Origin of the sequence: Bacillus sp. FSL R5-0593 (assembly GCF_038603755.1) — a bacterium.
Taxonomy (GTDB): domain Bacteria; phylum Bacillota; class Bacilli; order Bacillales; family Bacillaceae; genus Bacillus; species Bacillus velezensis.
On the sequence record NZ_CP152011.1, the window covers coordinates 2,180,867 to 2,191,683 of the forward strand.

1 protein-coding gene is annotated in these 10,817 nt (G+C 50.9%); it reads right to left on the reverse strand.

What is annotated here, in order from left to right; all coding sequences use genetic code 11:
• Positions 1-18 precede the first annotated feature (18 nt).
• On the reverse strand, positions 19-10,794 hold the full coding sequence (locus NYE36_RS10755) for a non-ribosomal peptide synthetase (RefSeq protein ID WP_199021979.1): 10,776 nt from the start codon (positions 10,792-10,794) through the stop codon (positions 19-21).
• Positions 10,795-10,817 lie beyond the last annotated feature (23 nt).

A 10,817-nucleotide genomic window follows, 5' to 3' on the forward strand; every position in this document is an offset into this window, starting at 1 on the left:
GTGTTCCTCCCGCTCGGTTTAGTGGAAGCTGAGTAAGTCGGCAATATCCTGCAATGCTTCCTCAGTCAGCTCCCGATCATCAAAGTCACTGACGGTCTTCTCCGTATCGGTTTTGCTGAGGCAGTGTTCCGACAGTTTCAGGAGATAATACCGGCAGCTTTCGGACAGCCGTTCGATCGTATCTTGCCGGAAGCGCTCCGTTTCATAGGAAATGCTGACGGTCATCCGGCCTTTTGCCGCAATCGCGCTGATTTCAAGTGACTGCTCCCGTTTCCATGTATCTGTCACATCATCTCCGCCTCCCAAAGGAGAAAACTGAAACGCGTCAGGCTGTTCCGTTTCTGCCGGGTTCCCGCCGAGCGCATCGAATTGTCCGAGATAATTAAAGCTGATCTCCGGTGCTTTCCCGAAAGTCATCCCGGCAAGCTTCGGCGGTGTTAAATATTTGAGGACGCCGTATCCGTTGCCTTTATCCGGTATGCGCCGCAATGTGTCTTTGACGGTTTTCAATGTGCGAATTTCATATTCTTCAAGAGGTTCATAAACTCCGCTCCGGAGAAGCACCGGGTAAATGGAAGTGAACCACCCCACTGTCCTGCTGATGTCCGCACCTGCCTGCTCCGATTGGCGTCCGTGTCCTTCAAGGGCGATTTTCAAAGCGTGCCGCGGCGACCACTTTTGAATGGCAAGCACGGCGGAAGCCAAAAGCACATCTTGCGTATCCGTATTGTAGGCACTGTGCACATCTTTCAACAGGGCGTCCGTTTCACTTTCTGTCAGAGTGAAGGATACCGTGTTCCGTTTTTTTGCAGGAGTTTGAGATAAATCTGCCTGTTCGTAAGGAAGACTTTCTGTTTCATAGTGTTCAATCTCCCGCCAATACTCCGCCTGCTGAAGAAGCTGTTTACTTTCGGCATAATCGGCCAGCTGCTCCGTATATGTTTTGAATGACATGGTTTTCGAAGGGAGTTTGATTCCCTGTCCAGAGATGGCCTGTTCATAAGCAGAAGCCAAGTCTTCCAATAAAATCCGCCATGATATCCCGTCAACAGCGAGATGATGGACCGTCAGAAACAAGTAATCTTCTGCTTCAGAGCGGAACAGCCCCGCCTGTACAAGCGGCCCGTTCTCTAAATCCATGTTTCTCTGAAGCTCTGCGACGCGGCGTTTTACAAAACGTTCCTTCTCATGCTCATCGCCTTCCATTTCTAATATGGTCAGGCTGTAAAGCTGCTCATCTGCGAGGTCAGCCGGTCTGTTGAAGAGGAGAAGACCTTTCTCTTCGTCTTTTTTGCAGACAATGCGCAAGGCATCATGATGAACGGTAATGGCTTTTAACGTTTTCCTCAGAGCCTCTTCATCTATTGAATTTGCTCTCGTCAGCATGACGGACTGGTTAAAATGATTTGCTTCCTTCATGTCTTGTGTGAAGAACCATTTGTGAATCGGCGACCACTTCACTTCTCCTTCTGCAGGAGCTTGGCTGACCGGCTGCCGCTCTGTACGGACATAAGGCGCCAGCTCCCTAATTGTCGGCCGGCTGAAAATATCTTTTACGGCGATCTGTTTTCCTGCCTGATGTAATCGGGCTGATACTTGCAGGGCTTTGATGGAATCGCCGCCCAGTTCAAAAAATGATTGATCCGCGGCAATGTTTTCAGTTCCGAGCACTTCGCTCCAAATCGCAGACAGCTCTTTTTCCATGTCGCTTTCAGGCTCGGTAAATGCCTGTCCGGTGTGCGCTTTTTTCCGCGGCTCAGGAAGCGCGCGGCGGTCAAGCTTCCCGTTCGGTGTGACAGGCAGGGCTTCAAGTGTTTCAAAGAACGCCGGCACCATATAAGCGGGCATTTCATTTCTGAGCGCCTGCTGCACGGTTTCACTTTCTGTTCCTTCTTCTGTCACGATATAAGCGCATAGTTCCGTTTGGCCTGCTGATGCGGGCAGAGCGGTGACGGCTGCTTCTTTGACACCTTTTATGCCTGTTAAGGCGGATTCAATTTCTTTCAGTTCCACCCGGTAGCCTCTGATTTTGACTTGCTCGTCTATTCGGCCGATATATTGCAGCGTGCCGTCCGGCAGCCATTTTGCCATGTCGCCCGTGCGGTACATGCGCCGGTTCTTCTGGAACGGGTCTTGGACAAAGGCTTGGGCCGTTTGCTTAGGAAGATTGCGGTACCCTCTTGCAAGGCCGGAACCCGAGATGCAAAGTTCTCCCGTTACACCGATCGGCTGCGGATGATCTCCGTTTAAAATATAAACGTGTGAATGCTCAATCGGACGGCCGATCGTAATGTTCTCACTTTGTTCTATATGTCTTGCCGCTGTAGTGGCGACGCTGTTTTCCGTCGGGCCGTACTCATTGGCAAGCTCAGTGTGTGGACAAACTGATAAACTGCGGCTGATAATGTTTTGGTCGACAGCTTCTCCGGCTAATGTGACAATTCTGAGAGACTCTGCATCCCCCGGCTCCAGTACGTCAAGCAGTGTACGGTACAGTACGGGAACAATGATCATGTGAGTGATGCGGTAAGATGCAAGATAGTGTTTAATAGCAAGAATATCTCTTGCTTCATCTTCGGCTAAAACGGCCGCTTTCGCACCGGAAATCAGCGGTGTGAACATGCTTGTTACAAACCCGTCAAATGAAAATGAAAAGAGCTGAAGAATCGTATCTTTCTCATTCAGATCATAAAATCCGCTCCGCCATTGAAGGGTTTGGCTGACGGATCGATGTTCGACCATAACCCCTTTCGGCCTGCCTGTCGTTCCCGATGTATAAATGATGTAAGCCAAATCTTCCGGTGCTGATAATGACTGGACCGGCGAAGCATCCTGTTCTTGGATATCCTCCAGTGCGATCACTTCACCGTTAAAACGATCAGGCACGTGTTCTATCGCACCGTGTGCGGTAAGGAGAAGCGCTGTGCCGCTGTCTGAGATGATATATTGCTTGCGTTCCTCCGGATATTCAGGATCTATCGGGACGTAGGCTCCTCCGGCTTTCCAAACCCCGAAGACTGCCGCTACTTGTTCCGGCGATCTTGGTATCACAATGCCGACGGCTGCATCAGGTCCGATCTGCCGTTTTTGCAGGGCTCTGGCGATTTTATTCGACCAGTCATCTAATTCTTTGTATGTGATCAATGTTTCCCCGCTGATAAGGGCCGCGGCATCAGGTGTTTTTCGCGCCTGGGTGATGAACAGTTCATGAACTGTTTTTTCAGGCAGCTGTTGATCCGTCATGCCGTTAAAGTCCGAAAGAATCCGGTTCCGTTCCGGAGCAGTCAGCATGCTGATCGCTTGTAAAGAAGTTTCCGGTTCACGGACAATGTGTTCAAGCATCGTCATAAAGTGGGAAGCCCAGCGCTGCATCGTTTCTTTCCGGAATAAAGACGCCGCATATTCAAACAGAAAATGAATCTGTCCCCCGCCTTCAGAAGCCTGCAAAGTGACATCAAATTTGGAAACTGGACGGGACACGTCCGCAGGCTGAATATGCAAACCGTCCAACAGCAGTTCCTCATGCTCTATATTCTGGACGACAAGCATGGCGTCAAACAGCGGATTGCGGCTTGTGTCCCGCTGCACGCCGATCCGTTCCACAAGCTCTTCAAACGGGTAGTCTTGATGCTCATACGCTTCAAGCGCCGCCTGGCGGACTTCCGCCAAGTAATCGGTAAACCGTTTGTCTCCTTTCGGCTCCGTTCTGATGGCCAGCGTGTTGACGAACATGCCGAGAATCGGTTCAAGGTCTTTGTGCGGACGCCCGGCAATCGGCGAGCCGACGATGATGTCTTCCTGCCCGCTCAGGCGTGCGAGTAACGTATTGTACGCGGCGAGAAGCACCATATACAAAGTGGAGCCGTGATCCCGGGCGATGCGGTGAAGGCCGGATGCCGTTTCAGCGTCAAGCGCGCACGATACGCTGCCGCCCGCAAAGCTTCTGACAGCCGGACGGGGCTTGTCAGCCGGAAGCTCAAGCACCGGAAGCTCTCCTTCAAGCCGCTTCAGCCAATACGCTTCCTGCTTCTGATATCCTTCTTTCTCCTGAAATGACCGCTGCCAGACGGCATAGTCTTTATATTGGAGGCGCATCGGCGCAAGCGAACGGCCTGCGTACAGCTCGCCGAATTCTTTAATCAAGGTGTTGACGGACACACCGTCAGAAATAATATGATGCATATCCGTTAATAAAAGATGACGTTCGTCTGATTCTTTCACGAGGGCCGCACGGAAGAGCGGCGCTTCCTCCAGACAAAACGGCCGGACGAATGCGTCAGCTGACTCGGCCTCATCCAGCTGAAACGGCACGCTGTCATGGATGCGCTGCACCGGTTCGCCGTCAGGCCCCGTTTCAAAGGACGTTCTGAGCGACTCATGCCGCTCAACAAGCTGCCGGAACGTCTCCTCCAGCCGGCCGCGGTCAAGCGGGCCCGCCAGTTCCAGCACAGCCGGCATATTGTAGCCGACACCGCCGTCTTCAAGCTGCTGGAGCACATACATCCGTTTCTGCGCCGAAGACACCGGGTAGGTGTCCTGTGTTTGCGCAGGCTGAATCGCTTCATACGGGCTTTCTTCCAAGTCCTGAATAACCGAAGCGAGCTCTTCCACCGTCGGCCGGGCGAAGATGTCCTGTAACGGCACCTGAACACCGAACTCTTTGGCGATGCGGGAGACGAGAGCCGTCGCTTTTAACGAATGGCCGCCCCGCTCAAAAAAGTGATCCCGGATGCCGACGGGGCCGTTTTTCAGCACCTCTTCCCAAAGGGCGCAAAGCTTCATTTCCGTGACGTTCCGCGGGGCGGTGTACGCCTGTCTGTCTGCCGCTCCGCCGGGAGCCGGAAGCGCGCGGCGGTCAAGTTTTCCGCTCGGCGTGACCGGCCATTCGCTCATCTCTATAAACTGAGCCGGCATCATGTAGGCCGGAAGGCGTGTCGCAAGCTCCGCCCGCACGTCATCGCTTTCCCGTCCTTCGATATAGGCGTAAAGCGCGGTTTCGCCGTGTTCGGTCCGGGCGGTGACGGCCGCCTCACGAATGCCGCCGATGCGCCGGATCGCCGCTTCGATTTCTCCCGGTTCAATCCGGTAGCCGCGGACTTTCACCTGTCCGTCTGAACGTCCGAGCCATTCGACTAGGCCGTCTTCTGTCCAGCGTGCGATATCGCCCGTCTGATACATGCATTCTCCCGGGTAAAACGGATCATTGAGAAAGCGCTCCTCCGTCAGCTCAGGCCGGTTCAGATAGCCCCGGGCCACCCCTGTCCCCGCGATGTACAGCTCTCCGATACAGCCCGGCGGCAGAAGCTGTTTCTTTTGATTTAAAATATACAGCCGCATGTTATGCCCGGAAATGCCGATCGGAACATTGTGAAATTCTTTTCCTTGCGGCAAATCAAAGTACGCCGCTTCTACTGTCGCTTCCGTCGGACCGTAGGAATTTGTCAATTCCGTTCCCGCAAGAAGGTCATGAAAACGGGAAACCAGGTGCGGGCCCAGTTGTTCGCCGCCGGCAAAAACCCTTTTTAAGCAGGTTTTTTTGATCGGCTGTTTTCTGGAATTTATATATTCCAAGAAAGCATGAAGCATGGATGGCACAAAATGAGCCGCCGTTATGCGGTTATTCTCCAATGCGTTCATTATCATTTCAGGGTCTTTCTCGCCGCCTTGCGGAAGGAGGAAAACAGAAGCTCCCGCGATCGGCCACCAAAACAGCTCCCAAATCGAAGCGTCGAAAGAGTATGATGTTTTATGCAAAATGATGTCAGAATCACTTAATCCATAACGCGTTTGCAGTGAGTATAAAAAGTTTACGGCTGACCGATGTTCAACCTGCACGCCTTTTGGGCGTCCCGTAGAACCGGATGTATAGATGATATAAGCCAATGAATCAGGTTTTACCGGAACGTTAGGGTTGGCCGCAGCTTCAGGGTTTCCTGTTTGTCCGCTTTTCAGAGAGATCGTTTCTCCCTCAAAAAGATCTGGTGCGAAAAGTTCTGGTTCTGCCAGTAAGAATTTCACGCCGCTGTCTTTCAGTAAAAAGCGAATCCGCTCTTCCGGGTAATCCGGATCAATCGGCAGATATGCACCGCCTGCTTTTAAGACAGCGTAAATGCCAATCAGCATGTCAGGAGAACGCCGGCCCATAATGGCAGTTTTATCCTCCAGCCTTATCCCGCGCTTGATCAGCTGGTGCGCAAGCTCGTTTGCCCTTTCGTTCAGTTCCTGATACGTAATTGAAATGTCATCAGTTAAAATTGCCGGACGGTCCGGCGTTTTTTCCGCCTGCTGTTCCAGCAGATCATGAAGAGGCTGATGAAGCGGAAACGCTGTTTTCTGCAAGGGGCTGAAATCTTGAAGCAGAGACGCTTCTTCTTTTTCTGTCAAAACAGAAATATCGTCTAATTCCAAGCCCGGATCAGCCGCGGCGTTTTCGGCAAGTGTCGTAAAAAATCCCGCCCATTTTTGAATCGTTTTTCTCTTAAACAAATCGGTGCTGTATTCAAACTGGCAGTACAATTCACCGGCGTTTTCAGAGATGTACAGCGATAAGTCAAATTTAGAAATCGGCAGGCTGACGTCTGCCGGCTGCAGTTCAAGTCCGGCTGCCCTAAGCTTCTGCTGTTCCATATTTTGCAGCGCAAATGTTGTGTCAAACAGCGGATTTCGGGACATGTCACGCGGCACACCGAGCTTATCGACGAGCTCTTCTAACGGGTAATCCTGATGTTCGTAAGCCTCAAGCGCTGTTTGGCGAATTTCCTTTAAATATTCTTTGAATGTCATGCTTCCGTCGGGACGCGTCCTGAAAGCAAGCGTATTGACAAACATGCCTAGAACGGCGTCAAGGTCGGCATGAGGCCTTCCTGCAATCGGAGACCCGACAATCATATCTTCCTGTCCGCTTAAACGGGCTAACAGAACTGTGTACACACCAAGCAGCGTCATATACAGTGTGCATTTGTTTTCTTTCGCCAGCTTTTTCAACTGAGCTGTATGTTTTTCATTGATGACAAATGACACCCTGTCTCCGGAAAAGCTCCGCACCGGGGGACGCGGCTTATCAGCCGGCAATTCAAGCACGGGAATCTCACCGGCAAGCCGGTTCAGCCAGTACTCCTCTTGTTTCCGATATGCGGCGCCCGCCATAAATGATTGCTGCCAGACGGCATAATCTTTGTATTGAATCCGTAACGGCGGCAGACTTCTCTCAGCATACAGCTCACTGAATTCACGTATCAAAAGATTGACGGATACGCCGTCTGAAATAATATGATGCATGTCAGCTAAAAGCAGATGCCGGTCTTTTTCTATTTGGACAAATCCCGCCCGGAAAAGGGGCGCTTTGCCGAGATCGAACGGCCGGATAAACGCTTCGGCTGATTGTTCTTTTGTAAATGCGAACGGCACGTCGTCATGAATCCTCTGCACGGGCAGGCCGTTTTGTTCTTCAAAGGATGTTCTAAGCGGTTCATGCCGCCGGATCAGTTCCTTGAACACGGCTTCCATCCTGTCTCGGTCAAACGGCCCCTTCACCTCTAAAACGGCTGGAATGTTATAGCTGACACCGCCATTTTCAAGCTGGTGAAGGACGTACATCCGTTTTTGGGCGGATGAGACAGGATATGTTTCTTTCGTTTCTGTCTTTTCTATGGATGCGAACGGGTTCTCTTCTGCTTCACTGATGATTTTGGCGAGTTCTTCTACAGTCGGATGGCTGAAGACATCGCTCAGCGGGATTTGCACACTGCACTCTTTAGCTATTTTTGCAACGAGTGCCGTCGCCTTTAATGAATGGCCGCCAAGCTCGAAAAAGTGATCGTGAACGCCGATCGGGCCGCTTTGAAGCACTTCTTCCCATATGCGGGTAAGCTTCAGCTCCGTCACATTCCGGGGAGCTGTATATTGACGGCCCGCTGCGTATGCCGAAGTCTCCGGAAGGGCCCGCTGATCGACTTTTCCGTTCGCAGTGAGCGGAATCGAGTCAACAAAAGCCCATTTGACCGGAATCATATAATCAGGCAGCTCTTTCGCCAAATCACTTCGCAGCTGAGAAGGATCAGTCGCTTGTGAGACGCTGCAGTAGGCGCATAATTCATTTTCGCCCGACTCATTCGTTTGAATCAGAACAGCAGCTTCTTTCACGGCATGATGATTTGCCAGGACGGTTTCAATTTCCTTCGGTTCAATCCGGTACCCTCTGATCTTCACTTGATCATCTGTCCGGCCGATGTATTCAATTTGGCCGTCCGCACGCAGTCTTGCCAAATCTCCGGTCCGGTACATGACGGCGTCCGTTCTGAACGGATCCGGCAAAAATTTCTCTTCGGTCAGCGCCGGATTGTTCACATAGCCTCTTCCTGTATTCGCGCCGGAAATATACAATTCTCCCGCAATTCCGAGAGGCTGAAGCTGCCTATTTTTGCTGAGAATATACATCTTGTTATGATGGATCGGTTTCCCGATCGGCGGATGTTCAGGTATGTCATCACCCGCAGAAATCGTATACGTTGAAACCACATGAGTTTCTGACGGGCCGTAATGATTATGCAGATGCATACCGTGTAAACGGAGCGTCTGCCTGAACAAACGCGAAACGGTCAGCTGCTCCCCGGCCGTAATGACATGCTTCACACAGCGGGGAAAAGACTGTGCATAACCTTCTTCATTGAAAAGCATTTTGACAAACGCAGTCGGGAAAAACACAACTTCCGTGTTGTGCTGATCAATAAACGAAAACAGCTGAGAAACGTCTCGTTTGATTGATTCCGGCACGATACAAAGGGTGCCGCCGCTCAAGAGTACTGAAAATAACTCCTGATAGCAGACGTCAAACGCAACAGATGCGTACTGCAGCACATTTGTGCAAAAATCAATGTCTGTGTTCGTCAATTGATGAGAAAGCAGGTTGGCCATATTTTTATGTTCGAGCAGCACACCCTTCGGTTTCCCTGTCGTTCCCGATGTATAAATCATATAAAGGAGGTCGTCTGCCGTATTAATGGATTGCACATTGCTTCCGTCCGCTTCCGTCCCGGCGTCTTCTATGTATGTAACCTGCAGCGTTTGTTCCGCGGGCACTGACTGATGCCGCTCTGTTACAACATGGACGCAGCCGCTGTTTTCAATGACATATCGAATACGCTCCTTTGGACTGCCCGGATCTATCGGGACAAAGGCGCCGCCCGCTTTTAAAATACCGAGAACAGCCGCCGCTAAAGAAGGGGAACGGCCGAGCATGACGCCTACCGGTTCCTCCCGCTTTAATCCGCGCTTTTGCAGCAGGCGGGCCAGCTTATTAGCCGATTCGTTCAGCTCTTTGTACGTCACTGACTCACCTTCATACCGAATCGCGATTTGATCCGGTGTTTTTGCAACCTGCCGTTCAAACATCGCATGAACCGTGTCATATTCAGGCTTTTCGGTCTCTTCAGAAATCGGCGCAAGCAGCTGCGCTTTTTCCCCTGGAGTGATGATTGCAAGCTTGTCCGGCGTGATGTCCGGTTTGTCGAGAACTTGGGAGACGATATGCGCCAAATGGCCTTTGATATTTTCAATAAATTGGCGGTCATACACGCTTGAATCGTATCTCATTTTCAAATGAATCTCGTCACCCGGCGCCACCATCAGGTAAAAACTGTAGTTGGTTTCGTCTTCCATGCTGAAATCATGGATGTGAAAAAGGTCTTTCGTGTCCCCCTTGCTGTTCAGCACATCAAGCTCCTGTTCAACCGGATAATTCTCAAAGACAAGAATATGATCAATTAAGCCTTGTTTTACCTGTGAATTCGCCTGTATGTCATAAAGCGGATGATAGCTGTATGCCTGTCCTTTCAAAGCGTCCTTTTGCACGTTTTTGATCAGCTTTTGAAACGGGATGTTTGCCCCGCTGATCCGGACAGGCACGGTATTAATAAACAGGCCGATCATTCGCTCGATGCCTTCGATTTCAGACGGCCTTCCGGAAATGACAGAACCAAAAACCGCATCTTCTGTCTGGTTATACGCCTGGAGCAAAATGCCCCAGAGCGTGTGGAAAATGGTGCTCAGCGTGACCTCTTCTTTTACGGCCAGCTCTTTCAGTTTAGCCGTGTCCTCTTTTGAAAAGGAAAACGTCACTTCCTCTTGTCTGCTTTCGCCGGCTTTTTTCTGCTTCGGCAGTACAGTCTGCTGCTCAAAGCCTTCAAGGTACCGCTCCCAGTACGAAGCGGCTTTTTCTTTATCTTGCTCCATCAGCCACTTGATGTAGGTCCCGTACGGCACAGCGGGCTCAAGCGTTAACGGTGTCCGGCGGAGCCGCGAGGCGTATATCTGGAAGAACTCTTTCAGCACGATTCCGAGACACCAGCCATCCATAATGATGTGATGGAAACTCCATATGCACGTATATTCACATTCACCGGTTTGAAGCAGCGTCACCCGCATCAGCATGTCTTTTTGCAGATGAAACCCTTTCTTACGGTCTCTTCGTTTGGCTTCTTCAATATGCTTGATTTGATCAGCCTTGTTTAAATTGGTGAGATTTTCCTCAATGATGCTGACGTTCCGCTCTTTTAATACGACCTGCTGCGGCACTGACACGTTCTGGCTGATAAAGATCGTTCTGAAAATATCATGTCTTTCGAAAAGGGCATGAACGCTCTCTTCAAACACGCGGGTGTCAACCTTCCCCGTTATTGAAAAGGAGGCCTGCTCGGCGTAAGCCTGTGATTCCTTTTGCAGGAGGGAATGAAAAAGCATTCCTTCCTGCATATAAGACAGCGGATAAATATCCTGAATTGCATTCTTTTTTGTCATGTTATAATCTCCCCGTCGCCTTT